This is a genomic window from Streptacidiphilus sp. EB129 (assembly GCF_041262645.1).
Taxonomy (GTDB): domain Bacteria; phylum Actinomycetota; class Actinomycetes; order Streptomycetales; family Streptomycetaceae; genus Streptacidiphilus.
Window position 1 is genome coordinate 1 of the sequence record NZ_JBGCCS010000053.1, and the last position, 14208, is coordinate 14208.

A 14208-nucleotide genomic window follows, 5' to 3' on the forward strand; every position below is an offset into this window, starting at 1 on the left:
AAGCTGCACGCCCGCGGCCCGATGGGCCTGCCCGAACTGACCAGCACCAAGTACATCGTCACCGGAGACGGACACGTCCGGGGCTGACCCGGCGCCCCGCAGGGTGCGTGACCGCGCGACCGGCACCCGCCTGGATCCCCCAGACTGAATCCCCCGGCGCCGAGGCGGCGTCAGGCGGACCGCAGGATGGCCCGGACGGCGGGTGCCAGCGCGGTGGTCACCGCGTCCGGGGACAGCCCGGCCACCGCCGGCAGCCGCAGCAGATAACGGGTCAGCGCGAGGCCCAGCAGCAGGGTGCAGACCAGCGCGGCCCGGTCGGCCGCCGCCGGATCCGGCGTGCCGACCAGCGCGGTGGCGATCTGGTCCGCGAAGATCTCGTGCACCCGGTGCGCGGCACGCTCGTTGGTGACCGCCGAGCGCAGCAGCACCAGCAGCGCATCGTCGGCTGGGTCACCCTCCCAGCGGTCCAGGAAGTGCCGGACCAGCACCTCGGCCAGCTCGTCGGCGCCGACCGCGGAGAGGTCGGGCAGGCACAGGTCGATGGCCAGGGCGGCGTCGAACAGCCGCTCCTTGCTGCCGAAGTAGCGCATCACCATCGAGGGGTCCACCTGCGCGTCGGCGGCGATGGAGCGGATGGTGGTGCGCTCGTAGCCGTAAGCGGCGAAGCGTTCGCGGGCGGCACGCATGATCGCGGCCTTGGTCCGGTCGGAGCGCTTCGGAGGCGCGGGGGCCTCCGTGTCGGGTCTGCTGCCGAGCGTCATGCGAACAAGCGTATGTCTCCAAGCGTTGAATTACTAGCGGCCCGACACGGCCACACGCTCCCCCGACACGGGCCGCCCCCGGCCGCCCCGCGACGATCGGCGGGACAGCCGGGGGCGGCCGGAGGGACCGGCATGACCAGAAGGTCGCCGGCAGCGGGAGGGGCTGCGGTCAGACGCCGACGCCGGCGAAGAACCGCTCCTCCTCGTCGGCCCCGAGCGTGGGGTCGCTCTGCTCCAGCCGAAGCCGGTCGACCAGGATGGTCAGCTCCTTGTTCCGGCCGGTCATCATCATGAAGATCATCTTGAGGTCGCCGGAGAACGCCGCCCCCGGGTCGGTGACCCCGACCGGCAGGTTGTGCTCGAAGGCCAGGTGGCCGGTCCAGGCACAGCTGAAGAACAGACCCGGCACGGCCCACAGCGCCTTCGGCCTGCGGCGGTGCACCGCGTGCGCCGCCGCACCCATCGCACCGACCATCCCGGCCACGTGCATCCACCGGCTCGCCACGCTGGTGTGGCCCAGCATGTACGTCTCGAACCGCTCGTCGAATTTCCGTGCCATTCGGATATCACTCCTTGTGGTGGGTGTGGTCATGGTCGTGGGCGTGGTGATGGTCCTGGGCGCGGCACAGCCGTGCTCCGCGCCGGCGGTCAGACCGGGACGGGAACGGGCGGCGGGGCTGCGACGACGGCGAACTTCGCGATCGCCTCGTCGTAGACCTCGCGGAACTTGGGGTCGACCGCCGCTCCGCGCTCGTACCGGTCGCCGAAGCGCACCCGGTACTCGGCGAACATCTCCCGGTCGTTGTGCAGGAACAGCACGTCGTGCAGCGCCATATGACGCAGCGCCAGTAGTGGGACCGGCGACTGCGACACCGCGAACCTGGCGTTGCGCGCCGCCGGTTCGGCGCAGTTGGGATGGAACTGACCCAGCATCAGCCCGTCCCTGGCCATCTCCGCCTTGACCGCCGCCTGTACGTCGTCCAGCAGGCTCCAGCGCGACTCGGGGAGGTCCGGCAGCACCATCAGCAGGGTGTGCAGGGTCGGGTTGGAGTGCCGCCACCGGGTGACCCGGAAGGTGTTCACCAGGTCCCGGACCAGCGCGACCAGCGCCTCCGTGTCGGCCTCGGCGAAGCCGTTCCTGGCCAGCATGTGCAGCGACCCGGCCTTCATCGACGGCTCGACGAACGGGCAGACCGCGCCCTTGCGGCCCAGTTCCTCGTGCGGCTTGGCGGTGTACTCCTCCAGCCAGCGCGTGGTGGTGTCCCGCTTCTGCTCGGTCACCGCCGCGGTCGAGGCGGCGTCCGCCTTCTGCCGGGCGGTGTCCGGCGCGAACGCCGCCGCGAGCGCCGACGGAGTGGCCAGCCGCGCGCCGCCGCCGCCGGTACGACCGGCGGCGCCGCGCACGGCGGGGCGGGCCTCGATGATCGCGCTGCCCCCCGGCAGCCGGGTCACGCCGCCGACGGTGAAGCCCGCGCCGCGCAGCAGTGCGTCGAACTCGGACAGACCGCGCTCCTGGCCGCCGCCGAACAGCGACATCATGTAGAGGTCCATGAACGCGCCGTGGTTGGCCTGGGCGCGGTCCTCCGGGCCGGGACGGCGTCCCTCCTCGTCCGGCGCGGTGAGGTGGTCGATGACCAGCAGCCGGCCCTCGGGGCCCATCGCCCGGCAGCAGCCGCTGAGCAGCTTGCGGCAGGAGTCGTCGTCCCAGTCGTGCAGGATGTGCCGCAGCAGGTAGGCGTCGCCGCCGCTGGGCAGGGTGCCGAAGAAGTCGCCCTCGACCAGCTCGCAGCGGTCCTCCAGGCCGGTGGCGGCCAGCCGTTCCCGCGCGGTCGCCAGCGCCGCACCCCGGTCCACCAGCACTCCGGTCAGCTGCGGGTGGGCGTCCAGCATGCCGGTGAGCATCGCGCCGTCGCCGCCGCCGACGTCGACCAGACGCCGGGCCTCGGACAGGTCCACCGCACCCAGCACGCTCTCCAGCTCCAGGGCCAGGCCGGTCTCCTGCGAGCGGTCGAAGATCGCGCGCAGTTCCGGGTCACCGTCCAGGTGGCCGAAGAAGTCCTGGCCGAACTCCTCGGCGAAGCTGGGCCGTCCGCTGCGCACCACCTGGGACAGCCCGTTCCAGGCGTGGGACACCAGGCCGGACACCAGCAGGGCGGTAGGCAGCGCGGAGGCGGGCGCGTCGCTGCGCAGGGTCGCGCCCAGGGCGGTGAGCGCGAAGCGGTCGAGCCGGGTGCCGCGCAGCACGCCGAAGGCGGTGAGCGCGCGCAGCAGCCGCTGCAGCAGGTCAGGATCGGCGCCGGTGGCGCCGGCCAGCTCGGCGGCGGTCAGCGGCCTGCGGGTGAGCAGGTCGGCCAGGCCGAGCTCGGCCATCGCGCAAACCGCGCGGGACTGCAGATGACCATAGATCATCTGCCGCATCTGCCAGGCGTTCTGCGCCTGGGTGCCGTCGGGCACCGCGACATGCCCCGGCGGCGCGGCCGCCGCCCCCTTCGCCACCGCCCTCTTGGCTCCGCCGCCGTTCACGGCACCGCCCTTCGCCGCCCCGCCGTTCGCTCCGCCGCCGTTCGCCGCCCGGCCGTTCGCTCCGCCGCCCTTCGCCGCCCCGCCGTTCGCTCCGCCGCCCTCCTCCGCCCGGCCCGCCGTCCCGGCGCTGCCGGCCTTCGCGGACGTGGTGCCGCCTCCCGCGCTGCCGTCCTTTGCGGTTGCGGTGCCGCCTCCGGCGCTACCGGCGCCTGCGGCGGTAGCCACGTCGGCTGCGGGGGCGTTGGCTGCGGCCGCTGCCGCGTCGGCTGGGGCGGCCGCGCCCGCGAACGGGCAGGTGGCTCCGGCGTCGGCGGCTCCGGCTCCTTCACCGGTGGCGCCGGACCCGTCCGGGGTCGCGGGGGTCATCGGGGTGCCCCCACCGGGGTCGCCGCCTGCTTCCCGGCCGGCCTGGTGGCCCGTACCCGTACCAGCAGGCCGTCCCTCGGGTACATCGCCGGGATCCCGGCGGGCTGCGGGTCGTGGCTGAGCAGCTCCAGCTCGGCGCGCTGGACCAGGCGGCTGAGCGCGGCGGGGATGGCCGTGCCCGCGATGCCCGCACCGATACAGCGGCGCGCGCCGTAGCCGAACGGCAGGTACTCGAACGGCGACGGCGCGCGGTAGCCCTCGCTGTCCGGGTCCCAGCGCTCCGGCCGGAACCGGTTCGGCTCGTCCCAGACACCGGCGTCCCGCTGGGTGATGTACTCGCTGACCGCGACCAGGCTGCCGGCCGGCACGGTGTACCCGCCGAAGCTGAAGGCCCGGGTGCAGCGGCGCGGGCTCATCACCACCGGCGGCCGCATCCGCAGGCTCTCGTTGACCACCTGGCCGACGTAACGCAGCCGGCGCAGCTCGGCCGGACCGGCCGCGGCGCCGTCCAGCACCGCCTCGGCCTCGTCGTGCAGCGCCCGCCACACCTCGCGCTCCGCCAGCGAGTGGTACACGGCCCAGCCGAGCCCCGCGCTCACCGGGTCGTACCCGGCGATCAGCGCGCTGACGACCATGTCGCGGACCTCCTGGTCCTTCATGGCCCCGCCGTCCGCACCCTTTCCAGCCATCATCACCGAGATCAGGTCCTCGACCGGCTCGTCGCCGCTGCGCCGCCTGCGGGTGATCTCGGCGTAGATCCGTCCCTCCACCCCCGCGATCCCGGCGAAGGCCCGGCGCCGGGCCGGAAAGGGCAGCCGCCAGGCGACCAGCTGCCTCGGCAGCGGGTAGTTCATCAGATCGTGCACCTGCTCCAACTGCTCGGCCAGGTAGTCGGTCTGGGCCGCCAGCACCTCACCGCAGAAGGACCGCACCATCGCCATCCGGACGGCCTGGCGGAGCTCCTGGTAGATGTCGACCCGCTGCCCCGGCGCCCAGCCGTCGATCATCGCGTCGACATGCTCGACGATCAACTCGGCGCAGCGCTCCATCCCGCCGCGGTGGAAGGACGGCTGGGCCGCGCGGCGGCGCCGGTCGTGGTCCGGACCGTCGGTCACCACCAGCGCGGTGTCCCCGGCGATCGGGCGCAGCATGTCGTACGCGCCGGTGAAGCGGAAGGTGTCCGGGTCGCGCAGCACCAGCTCGTTGGCCTCGGGGCCGAAGAGGAAGACGGTGCGGGTGGGGCCCATACCGAAGGCGCAGACATCGCCGTAGGTCTGGCGCATGTGGGTCAGCCCGTGCGGCAGCGAGCGCGACATCTCGCGTACCACGCGGTAGATCTGAGCGGGCGTCCGCGGTGCGGGAATGGTCGTCATCGATGGCACCTCTCGAAACGTGGGAAGAGACGGCGTTCGGGGCCTTGCGTCATGCCTTCGGCCTTGCGGTCACGCCTTCGGCGGGGCGTCACGCCTTCGCGGGTGCGGCACCGCTGTGCCGGTCGCGGCGCGAGTCCAGGGCGATCCGGTCGCTGCCCAGCAGCACCACCGCGCCGATCAGCACCGTGACCGCGGTCGCCCAGCCGGGGGTGCGCAGCAGCAGCAGGCAGGACAGGAACGCCGTCGACAGCAGCATGTCGCGCTTCAGTACCCGGTTCGCGGAGGGACCGTCCGGCGCCTTCGCCATCGCCCGGCACTGCAGATAGGCCCAGACGGCCAGCGGCAACGCCCACAGGGTCCGCCACGGAACCGCTCCGAGCAGGACGAAGGCCGGGACGGACAGGTAGGCCAGCAGCGTCATCGCGGCCGCCGCGCGGGAGGCCGCCCCGCGGTCCGGGAAGACGGTCGCGGAGGTACGCAGTCCGGCCGCGAGGTCGCCGTCGTAGTCGGGCAGGTTCTTCACCATGCCCTTGGCCACGAACCACAGCACGATGAAGGCGAGCAGCGCCCACGCCTCGCGGCCGAGCGGCCGCACTCCGCGCGGCGCGCCCAGGTAGCCCAGCAGGTACGGGCCGAAGACCGCCAGGCTGAAGCAGAGCAGCCCCAGCAGCGGTCGCGCCTTGAGCCGCAGCGGGGTGAACGAGTACTGGTGCGAGCCGAGCATCGCCAGGCACATCACCGGCAGGTAGGCCAGGCTGTAGACCGGCGACAGCAGCAGCAGCGCGGCGGTCATGGCGTGGCCGATCCACAGCAGCCGGCGGTGGCCCAGCCGCATCACCAGCCAGACCCGCCCGGGCAGGTTCCGGCTGTCCTCCTCCAGGTCGGTGTAACAGTTGTAGAGGTTGGCGATCAGGCCGTAGACCAGCGTGATCGCCAGACCGAGCATCAGCTTCCAGGACATCGGCCCGCCGGCGACGGTCCAGCCCAGCGTGTAGCCGAGCATCCCGGGGACGCAGGTGCGCGGCCGGCCCAGCATCAGCACGATCCGCAGGGCCTGCGCCGCCCCGGCGGTGCCCGGGGTGCTCCGGACCGCCGTCACCCGCTGGTCGGGGGCGAGTGCGGAGAACTGCTGCGGGTCGACGGGTCGGGGAGGGGAGGTGGTGACGGATGCCGCCATGGCTCAGCCGTTCCTTTCGGAGGCGCCGACGACGCCCTGCGACCTCTGGGGCAGCGACTCATCGGGCAGCCGCCCGGCAGGCGGCCACCCGTGGGGAGGCATCTCGCCGGGGGGCAACTCATTTGACGATGAATTCAACACTCGTCGAGTTTTACACGCCGGCCCGCTCCCGCCAAGCCCCCAGACGCCCCCAGAGCCCTCCAGAGCCCTCCAGAGCCCAGGCCAGGGTGCCCCTCCCGGAATCCGCCGGATCTACTCGCCTCCGGCGGGCTGGAGAACCGCCGGCTCGGCCGGGGAGCGACTGGTCCTCGTCTGCGCCGGAGACACGCCGGCGATGACCAGGACGAGCAGCCCGCACCCGGCGACCACCGCCCAGCCGGGTCGTGCGGCGTGGGCGAGCGTGGTGTTCGATGCTCCGGCGACGATGCTGCCCGCGACGGCTATCCCGAGGGCGGCTCCGAACTGGCGTGCGGTGGAGGTGATCCCGCCGGCCACGCCCGCCCGGGCGGCGGGCAGACCGCTGACCGCGGTGTTGGTGATCGGAGCGTTCGCGAACCCGAAGCCGATGCCGATCAGCAGGTACGCCAGCAGCAGTACCCGGAGACTGGTGTCGTTGTCCAGGGCCACCAGGCAGAGGCCGCCGACGGCGGTGAAGCCGCCTGCGAGCAGCAGCGGCAGCCGCGGACCGACACGGCCGACGAGGAATCCCGACAACGGCGCGCAGACCGTGGCGGCCACGGCCATCGGCAGCGTGACGGCGCCGGCCGCGACCGCGCTCATACCTCTGGCGTGCTGCAGGTAGAGGGTGTTGAGCAGCAGCGTCGCATTGAGCGCGACGAACACCACCACCGCTCCGACGACCGCCGCGGCGAAGGAGGGCCGCCGGAACAGCTGCAGATCCATGAGCGGCTCGCGCCGCCGGGCCTCGGTCCGTACGAAGCCCACGATCACAGCCGCGACGCAGACGTACCCGAGCACCGCCGGGGTGGACCCCCAGCCGATCCGCGGCCCCTCGATGAGCAACGCCACCGATCCGCCGACGGCTGCGACCAGCAGGAGCTGTCCCGGGAGGTCGAAGCGGCGTGGCTGCTCCGCGCGCGACTCCGGCACGAATACCGCGGTCAGTACCAGTGCCGCCGCGATCACCGGCAGGTTGACCCAGAAGACCGACCGCCAGCCGAGTCCCGCGATGAGGGCCCCGCCCAGCGTGGGCCCGGTGGCCATGCTCAAGCCGAAGATCGCCGCCCAGACGCCGATCGCCCGTGCCCGTTCCCTGGGGTCGGTGATCATGTTGACCACGATCGCGAGTGCCACCGGACTCAGCATGGAGCCGCCGACGCCCTGGACCACACGGGCCGCGATCAGCACACCGACGGACGGCGCCAGCGCACACGCCAGCGAGGAGAGGCCGAACACGACCAGGCCGAGCCGGAACACCCGTCGTCGTCCGACGCGATCGGCGAGCGCACCCGAGGAGATCAGAAAGCCGGCCAGAACGAGGGTGTAGGCGTCCACGGTCCACTCCAGACCACGGGTCCCGACATGCAGACCGGATCCGATCGAGGGCAGCGCCACGTTGACGATCGTCGTGTCGAGTCCGACCACGAACAGGCTCAGGGAGCACACGGCCAGCACGGTCCAGCGCCTGCGTGTGCTGACGGGGGCGTGGTTCGACGGCGGGTTGCCAGGCATGGTTGCCTCCGGTGTTGGGTTCAACTGCTGGGGTCGACTGGCGAGTTCGACTGGCGAGTTCGACAGCGATTGGAAGGTGCGGCCGGGTTCGGCTCGCGTGTGCTCGTCGCGTCGAAACCCGACGCACGTCCCAGCAGCGAGGATCGCGGCAGAGTGATCGGAACTGGCAGTTAATTTGCCAAGACCGCAAACTGGTGGGCGTGGACGACGACCTGGCCCTGATGCTCACCGCGATCGGACCGCGGCTGCGCTCGCTGCGCCGCGACCGTGACATGACCCTGGAGGCGCTGGCGGCCGTCACCGGGATCTCGGTGAGTACGCTGTCGCGCCTCGAATCCGGCAAGCGCCGCCCCACCCTCGAGCTACTGGTCCCACTCGCGCGAGCGCACCGCGTCGCGCTCGACCAGATCGTCGCCGCGCCGGCCAGCGGTGACCCGCGCGTCCATCTGGCGCCGCTACGCAGCCGCAACGGCAACGTCATCGTGCCGCTGACCCAGTACCCGGGGCGGCTGCAGGTCTTCAAGGAGGTGATCGCACCGCGCCGGCCGAAGCTGGTCACCCATGACGGCTACGAGTGGCTCTACGTGCTCGCCGGCGAGCTGCGGCTGCTCCTGGGCGACAGCGAGGCCACGCTCCACCCCGGTGAGGCCGCCGAGTTCGACACCCACGAGCCGCACTGGTTCGGCCCCGCCGACGATCGGCCGGTCGAGATCCTCCACCTGTTCGGCCCGCAGGGGGAGAGGATGCGCGTGCGCCGGCGGCCGTCCGTCACGGCCGTCGTCGATCAGTCGGACGCGTAGGCGCCCGCGTCAGCCGGTGGAGGGACGCCGCGCGAGCAGGCGGGGCGCGGCGGCGAGCGCGCCGAGGAGGACCAGGGCGGCGGCGGAGGCCCACAGCGCGACCGGGCTGGGCGAGCCGGCGGTGGCGCCCGCGAGCGCGGTCGCGGCACTGGCCGGAACCACGCCCAGCGCCGTCCCGGCGACGAAGGCGCGCAGCCGGGTCCCGGCCAGCGCCGCGCCGTAGTTGACGGCGGCGAACGGCAGGACCGGCAGCAGCCGCAGCGCCACCACGGTCCAGAAGCCCTGCCGGGTCAGCCGGCGGTCCAGCGCCTGCCAGACCCTGGCCTGCAGCAGCGGGCGTACCGCCGCACGAGCGCAGTGCCGACCGAGCCAGAACGACACGGTCGCCCCCAGCGTGGTGCCGACGACGGCGAGCACCATCCCCTCGCCGAAGCCGAAGACCGCACCGGCGGCCAGCGCCAGCAGCGGCTTGGGCACGAAGGCCACCGACCCGAGCGCCACCAGCAGGACGAACACCACGGCCGCCACCAGCGGCGGAACCCCTGCCGGGACCGGGTGCGCGAGCAGCTGCGGCAGGTTGCCCACTGCCGCAGCGACGGCAGCGCACCCGAGCAGCAGCGCGAGCCCGGCCAGGCGCAGCACCGTGGCCCGCGTGGGGGACGCGGCCGGCAGCAGGGGCATTCGAATCACCCGCCGATGCTAACCGCTGGCCCTCCCGGCCCCCTCCCCTGCCCGCCGGCCGACCCCGGCTCAGCCGTGATGTCCACCACCGCCGTCGGCGCCGCCGGTAGCGAGGCCGCTGCCGTCCGGGGCGCCACGGTCGAGGTCGTCCAGCACGGCGGGCAGGCCCACGTCGAGCATCTTCGTGCGGACCCGGCCCAGCAGCTTGGCCAGGACGAACCCGCCGACGCCGGTGAAGCCGACATGCTCGTAGGTGAAGCGGGTGCCGTCGGCATGCGGTTCCAGCCGGTAGGCGACCTCGGTCACCTCACCGCCCCCGCCGTCGACCCAGGAGTAGCGCAGCAGCGACCCCTCGTCGACCTCCAGCACCTCGCAGTCGACGACGCCGCTCCAGCCGGGCTTCGGCTTCGCGATGTACCGGAACCTGGTGCCGACGACGGTCGCGAAGCCCTCCGGCCGCCCACCCGCGCCGGTAGCGGTCCACCTCGGGACCAGCGCCGGGTCGGTGAGGGCGCGCCAGACCGTCGCCGGGGGGTGCGGGTAGTCGCGCACGATGCGGATGGTGCTCATGGTGGACTCCTCCGGTCGATGATTACAGCTGCTTGAATTTTACTGTAGCAGTAATTATCGGGCGGCAGGACTATGCTGCACCCATGAGCATCCGAACGGTGGACTGGACGGGATGGCGCGGCCCCCAGGGCGAGGAGCCCGAGGCCGAGGGGCTGCGGGAGCGGAAGAAGCGCCTGATGCGCCAGCAGCTGTCCGACACCGCGACCGAGATGTTCATGGAGCGGGGCTTCGACGCCGTCCGCGTCTCGGAGATCGCCGAGGCCTGCGGGGTCTCCGAGAAGACGGTCTTCAACTACTTCCCCACCAAGGAAGCACTCATCCTGGACCGCTGGGACTCCACCGCGGACGCGCTCCGCCGGTACCTGGCCGATCCCGCACTCTCCCCGGTCGAGGCGGCGCTGCAGATCCTCGACGACGAGCTGGGCGGCATGACCTCCTGGCTCGCCGCACAGGACGACCCGGCCCGGGCGACCGCCATGATCATGCGCTTCGGCCACCTGGTCCGATCCACTCCCTCCCTGCGGGCTCACCAGCACGACCGGACCGAACAGCTCGTCTCGGTGGCCGCACAGGCCCTGGCCCAGCGGGCCGGGACGAGCCCGGAGGACCCGGAGCCCCAGATAGCGGCAACCGCCCTACTGGGCCTGTGGCGTGTCCAGTTCCAGGCGCTGCGAAAGCACCTGGACGGCACCCGTCCCCCGGCCCGGATCCACGACGCCGTGAGCACCGAGGTCCGCCGCGCCGCCGGCCTGCTCACCACCGGCCTGAGCTCCCTCGCGTCCCCGGCGGGTGATCCAGCCGACTGAGCGCCAGCGGCGCATCCATGGTCCGCGCCCAGGAACGATCAAGGCCCAGGCCTCCCGCTTCCCGCCGGTTGACCTGGGCCTTTGTCGTGCGTGCCGATCGCTCGGCGGTGTGTGCCCCATGCAGGATTCGAACCCCTGCGCCAAGCGGTCGCCCAGTCGATCCGTGCAGGCCCCGCGCAGCTCCAGCCCTGTCGCCGTGACCGCTCTGCGCAATGCCCTGCGGCGCTAAGCTGTGAGCATGTCCATCGAGGTACCTGAGGAACTGGAATCCCGGCTGCGTGAACTCGCTGCGGCGCGTGGGCTGAGCATCGACGCCTTCGTGACGACCGAGTTGGAACGACTGGTCGCCTCCACGCCCGTACGGACACTGCGGGGCAAGGGCGTACTCCACGCGGGTCCCGACGCACCCCGCGCACGGGATCTGAAGCAGCACCTCATCGACGAGGCGGGCCGCGCGTGAGCGCACTGATCGTCGACTGCGGGCCAATTTTCGCCTACCTGTCCGCCGATGATCCAGACCATCTGTCATGCAGTCAAGCCGAACAGCTTCCCGCACTTCGAGCTGCTTTAACACAATGCCGTCTTGATCTGGCACGGATCTGGCACGGCACCTCCGTCGCCATGATCAGCGCCGGGAACGATCAAGGCCCAGGCTTCCGGTTTGCCGCCGGTTGACCTGGGCCTTTGTCGTGCGCGCCGATCGCTCGGCGGTGTGTGCCCCATGCAGGATTCGAACCTGCGACACCGGCTTTAGGAGAGCCGTGCTCTATCCCCTGAGCTAATGAGGCGGGGGGTGCAGCGGGATGTCCGTCTGACCGAAGACAGCCTAGCGGATCGTGCCGCCGGGCATGGCTGGAGATCGCGGGCGAGGCCCTGACCTGGATGGAACGGGGGCCTGGACCAGGCCCGCCCGGTCCCCCGCCGCCCTGGGGACGGGGCCCGGCCCCTCGCGCGCGGGGGGCCGGGCCGGGCGGACACTGTGCTGACGGTGCCGTGTCGGCGGGGCTCAGCGCCTCGCAGCCACGTGCTGACGTTGCTGCGATCCGCGCCATACGCTCGGCGTCACGTCAACGGGGCGGTCGGGCGTCAGCTGGGCGGCGGGCAGTGGTTCCAGAGGCCGGCCAGGGGGCCGGGGATCTGCGGGGAGCAGCCGCCGCGCGACGGGAAGCCGTCGCTTCCGCTGACCGTCCAGCCGCCGGCGCTGTAGGTGAAGTACTTCCGGGTGCTGCCGTCGTCCTGGAGACCCACCAGTTCCTGCTCCCCCGCCCCGGCGGCGGGTGCGAAGCGGGTCGCGGCGTACTGGGTCGTCCCGCAGGAGCCGTAGTAGAACGAGCCCGCAGCGGGTTGGATGTGCTTCATGACCGGGTTCTGCACCTGGTACGCGGCGGTGACGGCGGCCTTCACGGCGGCGGTGGCCGGCAGGTTGCGGCAGTCGGGGCCCGCTCCGGCCGAGGAGCTGGAGCTGCTCGAAGGGCCGGATGCGTCCGAGGGGTTGGGGCCGGTCGGGGTGCCCGGAGCGGCGCCGGAGCCGGAGGACGAGGAGGTGGCCGACGCCACCGGCGTGGGTGCCCCCGCAGCGCTCTTGCCACCGCTGCTGGTGCAGCCGCCGACGAGCAGGGTCGCGGCGGCGGCGAGAACGGCAGCGGCCGAGCCCCGTCCGGAAAGGTGCATCTGGTCCCCCTGAAATCTGCCGGTGTGCCGTCTGCCCCGATAGACGCCGGCTGCGGCCTCGCAGGTTGCACCGCGCGACGGGCCGGATGTCGCGATTGCCGCACCGGGAGAAGCCGACGGCCCCTGCCGCTCGTGGTGAGCGACAGGGGCCGTCGGACGGTGCGTCAGGCAGCGTCCTCGGAGGGCGCGTTCAGACAGAAAGACGACTAGGCGGCGTGGGTGCCCTTGGCCCGCTTGCGCAGGACGAAGACCGCAGCACCACCGGCGACGACGAGGGCCGCGGCAATGCCGGCGATCGTCGAGGTGCCGCTACCGCCACCGGTCTCGGCGAGACCGGTGCTCGGGGACGGGGACGGAGTGGCGGAGGAGCTCGGCGCCTTGCTCGGGCCGGGGCCCGTGCCCGGGGTGGTGGGCTTGCACTTCAGCGCGCCCTTGAACTCCTGGCTGAAGCCGTTGGGGCCGGTCACCGTGATGTCGTAGGTGGCGCCCTCGGTGACCTTCACCAGCACCGTGGTGCTGGCACCCGGCTGCACGGTGACGGACTGGCCGCCGACCGTCGTGGTCCAGGGCTGGTCACCGGCGTTGGTCAGGGTGACGTCGACGCCACCCTTGGTGCAGTCTTCCTTGGCGACAGCCGCGGGGATGACGCCCTTGGGGGCCCAGTCCGCCTCGGCCGCGGCCGTGACCTCGACCGGGGCCGTGCCGGCCAGGATCATGGTCTGGCTGGAGCCGTCGACCGCCTTGAAGGCGCGGCCGACCGGCAGGTCGGTCGTGGTGGTGGCGGTGACGGTCGCCTTGCCCGCCGCGGCACCGGCAGGCACCTTGACGTACAGCTTCTCGCCGTTGACGGCCTTGCTGGCGGCAGCGCCGTTCTGGTCCACCAGGGACACCCCGGCGGGAGCGGTCAGCGACAGGTCGACCGAGTTCGCGCTGGTGGTGACGGTGACCGGGCCGATCTTCTCGCCGCTCTTGCCGGCCACGCTGGCCGGGGCGAGCTGCAGCGAGGGCTTGGGCTCGGTGACGGGGACCGCGTTGGTCTCCAGCCAGCTGGTGAGCTGCGCGGCGGTCGCGTCCTCGGGGGTCGCGTCGGCGTTGTCGGAGAAGTGCCAGATCGCGGCCTGGGTGGCGGCGGCGGCCTGGTCCTCGCTCAGACCCTCCACGTTGAGCTGCTTGGCCAGCGCGTCCGCCGAGACGACCGGGTAGGAGTGCTGCAGGATCCACTGGATCTTGCCGCGGTTCGGGTTGTCGGAGAGGGTGGACTGGTCCCAGCCGGTCTCGGTGTACTTCACCCCGGCCTCGGTGCCGTGGTGCAGGTCGATGCAGTACACGGCCATGGTCTGGCCGCCCTGCGTCAGCGCGACCGTACCGGCGTCGAGCGCACCCTCGCCCTTGACGTCGACCGCACCGGAGTGCAGGAAGTCGCCCAGCACGGCGGTGCTCTTCTGGCTCTGGTCGGCCGAGGCCGAGCCTGCCAGTGCGACGGTCCCGGTCGTTGCGACGGCCGTCAGCAGAGCTGCGGCGCAGAGCTGCGCAGTGCGCCGCCCCCGTATGTTGAACATAGGTACCCCTTGCAGCGGCGGCTTCTTGGCATGGGGAGTGCCGCACCGGTCGCATGAACTGATGGTCAGTGAAAAACGCCCCCTGTGACTGTGGGGGATCCTAGTGACCACTGCGGCTGGAGTTCGCGCGGGGTCGGAAAATATGTGTCTTTGTCCGAACGACGCCTACCCCCGCCGGTGCACGACCGGAGGGGGTAGGCGTTCGACAGGCGGATGAGTGCCCGGTGAC

14 protein-coding genes and 1 tRNA gene are annotated in these 14208 nt (G+C 72.4%); 4 read left to right on the plus strand and 11 right to left on the minus strand.

The features are described from left to right. Window positions 1-170: 170 nt before the first annotated feature. The 6 genes from ABH925_RS34565 to ABH925_RS34590 all read right to left on the minus strand — a co-directional run bounded on the left by ABH925_RS34565 (window position 171) and on the right by ABH925_RS34590 (window position 7892). Window positions 171-761, minus strand: coding sequence for a TetR family transcriptional regulator (locus tag ABH925_RS34565; protein ID WP_370154891.1), 591 nt, complete (start codon window positions 759-761; stop codon window positions 171-173). Window positions 762-930: 169 nt separating this feature from the next. Next, a complete protein-coding gene (locus ABH925_RS34570; protein ID WP_370154894.1) occupies window positions 931-1320 on the minus strand; it encodes an Mpo1-like protein in 390 nt (129 codons plus the stop codon). An 89-nt stretch (window positions 1321-1409) separates the two neighbouring features. After that, window positions 1410-3650, minus strand: coding sequence for a DUF6875 domain-containing protein (locus ABH925_RS34575; protein WP_370154897.1), 2241 nt, complete (start codon window positions 3648-3650; stop codon window positions 1410-1412). Next, complete coding sequence (locus ABH925_RS34580) at window positions 3647-5023, minus strand: cytochrome P450 (RefSeq protein ID WP_370154900.1); 1377 nt, start codon at window positions 5021-5023, stop codon at window positions 3647-3649. Before ABH925_RS34580 ends, ABH925_RS34575 begins: the two co-directional genes overlap by 4 nt. Before the next feature lie 88 nt (window positions 5024-5111). Continuing rightward, window positions 5112-6200 (minus strand): UbiA family prenyltransferase, encoded by a 1089-nt coding sequence (locus tag ABH925_RS34585; protein WP_370154904.1) that lies wholly within the window; start codon window positions 6198-6200, stop codon window positions 5112-5114. 252 nt (window positions 6201-6452) lie between these two features. Beyond that, complete coding sequence (locus tag ABH925_RS34590; RefSeq protein ID WP_370154907.1) at window positions 6453-7892, minus strand: MFS transporter; 1440 nt, start codon at window positions 7890-7892, stop codon at window positions 6453-6455. Window positions 7893-8113: 221 nt separating this feature from the next. Here ABH925_RS34590 and ABH925_RS34595 point away from each other — a divergent pair, with 221 nt between their 5' ends. After that, the gene (locus ABH925_RS34595) at window positions 8114-8692 is read left to right on the plus strand and encodes a helix-turn-helix domain-containing protein (protein WP_370154967.1); all 579 of its coding nucleotides are present in this window, start codon (window positions 8114-8116) and stop codon (window positions 8690-8692) included. 9 nt (window positions 8693-8701) lie between these two features. Here the strand turns inward: ABH925_RS34595 and ABH925_RS34600 are convergent, their stop codons facing one another. After that, window positions 8702-9373: a TVP38/TMEM64 family protein gene (locus ABH925_RS34600; protein WP_370154969.1), complete on the minus strand. Its 672-nt coding sequence runs from the start codon at window positions 9371-9373 to the stop codon at window positions 8702-8704. A 69-nt stretch (window positions 9374-9442) separates the two neighbouring features. Beyond that, window positions 9443-9943, minus strand: coding sequence for an SRPBCC domain-containing protein (locus ABH925_RS34605; protein ID WP_370154910.1), 501 nt, complete (start codon window positions 9941-9943; stop codon window positions 9443-9445). Between the two features lie 83 nt (window positions 9944-10026). Here ABH925_RS34605 and ABH925_RS34610 point away from each other — a divergent pair, with 83 nt between their 5' ends. The 3 genes from ABH925_RS34610 to ABH925_RS34620 all read left to right on the plus strand — a co-directional run bounded on the left by ABH925_RS34610 (window position 10027) and on the right by ABH925_RS34620 (window position 11424). After that, the gene (locus ABH925_RS34610; RefSeq protein WP_370154913.1) at window positions 10027-10749 is read left to right on the plus strand and encodes a TetR family transcriptional regulator; all 723 of its coding nucleotides are present in this window, start codon (window positions 10027-10029) and stop codon (window positions 10747-10749) included. Between the two features lie 238 nt (window positions 10750-10987). Beyond that, complete coding sequence (locus tag ABH925_RS34615; protein WP_370154916.1) at window positions 10988-11209, plus strand: hypothetical protein; 222 nt, start codon at window positions 10988-10990, stop codon at window positions 11207-11209. After that, window positions 11206-11424 carry a hypothetical protein gene (locus ABH925_RS34620; protein ID WP_370154918.1) on the plus strand — a complete coding sequence of 73 codons (219 nt, stop codon included), beginning with the start codon at window positions 11206-11208 and terminating at the stop codon, window positions 11422-11424. The genes ABH925_RS34615 and ABH925_RS34620 overlap by 4 nt, the downstream gene beginning before the upstream one ends. A 40-nt stretch (window positions 11425-11464) precedes the next feature. Here the strand turns inward: ABH925_RS34620 and ABH925_RS34625 are convergent. The 3 genes from ABH925_RS34625 to ABH925_RS34635 all read right to left on the minus strand — a co-directional run bounded on the left by ABH925_RS34625 (window position 11465) and on the right by ABH925_RS34635 (window position 13979). Next, window positions 11465-11537 (minus strand) — tRNA-Arg (locus ABH925_RS34625). A gap of 298 nt (window positions 11538-11835) precedes the next feature. Next, window positions 11836-12420, minus strand: a complete 585-nt coding sequence (locus ABH925_RS34630) for a hypothetical protein (protein ID WP_370154921.1) — start codon at window positions 12418-12420, stop codon at window positions 11836-11838. Between the two features lie 206 nt (window positions 12421-12626). Next, window positions 12627-13979, minus strand: a complete 1353-nt coding sequence (locus tag ABH925_RS34635) for a Cys-Gln thioester bond-forming surface protein (RefSeq protein ID WP_370154924.1) — start codon at window positions 13977-13979, stop codon at window positions 12627-12629. Window positions 13980-14208 lie beyond the last annotated feature (229 nt).